The following is a 907-nucleotide window of genomic DNA, read 5'->3' as shown; positions in this document are numbered from 1 at the left end:
ACAAAGGTACGCGCTGGTGTGATTTTAGTGGTGCACGTCGCCAGTGCCAATGCATATTGGCTGCAACTCAATAACGCACTTAGCAAAATTAATTTATTAAGCTTATTCATATTATTACTCGCTTTGTGATCATCGAAGCAGGTGTAAATTCCAATGTTTACTTATTAACTCATCTCACCGTGATGAAAATAAAGTGAGAATATTTGTAATCGCTTAGGTACTGTTTCTAATAATAATTAATGGTAAACGTTAGCCTTCCATCGGCTCTGCCGGGCTGTACTGTCGCACTGGTTTGGTAATACCGTGCGGATAATGGAATTTTAAACGTCGGTGTACCATCATTAGCTGGCGTAAATCTCGGGGTAGAGCCAAAATTAAATGGCACCGGTGTTTCGGTATTATTCCCCGAACCTAATTGAATCCCTACACCTTGAGCTGCGGGCATTTGTGTCGATGAGTTGACCGCCATAATGCCACTGGCAGAATTAATAATAGGGTTTGATGGTGTCAGTGAAACTGTAATGGTATTCGCTTTAGAGGCGCCAGTACCCTGAGTGCCATCGTTTGAATAAAAGAAATTTCGGCCATCCTCTTTCGTCCCATAAAAATAGGGGCAATCCGTAAATTTAATACTCGCATCTATCCACGGTGTCACACTGCCGACACTTTTAAATTCGGTATTTATATTATGACTGCCCAGTTGAACATTGATATTGCTGGGTGTTGTGCAGGTACGTGAAACTATATTGATCGAACCACCAAAGTTTGCCGTCAATATTGGCATGGTAGGTACACCCTGCACATTATAATCAACCCCAACCGTGAGGAGATTAGACCCAAGCAGAATACCGGGGGTTACCGGTCCTATCTTGACTAAAGAGATGTCGAATTCAGGTGCAAAGCTGCG

The 907-nt window shown here is 42.7% G+C and carries 1 protein-coding gene; it reads right to left on the bottom strand.

Annotation, left to right across the window (positions count from 1 at the left end; all coding sequences use genetic code 11):
* Nucleotides 1-226 precede the first annotated feature (226 nt).
* Nucleotides 227-907, bottom strand: a 681-nt coding sequence (locus V1952_RS22110; RefSeq protein WP_420075582.1) for a fimbrial protein, incomplete at its 5' end; no start/stop codon positions are given.

Origin of the sequence: Yersinia sp. 2542 StPb PI, from assembly GCF_048593855.1 — a bacterium.
Taxonomy (GTDB): Bacteria; Pseudomonadota; Gammaproteobacteria; order Enterobacterales; family Enterobacteriaceae; genus Yersinia; species Yersinia enterocolitica_E.
Note: the sequence above shows the minus strand (reverse complement) of the source record. Positions and strands in the feature narration are given on the sequence as shown.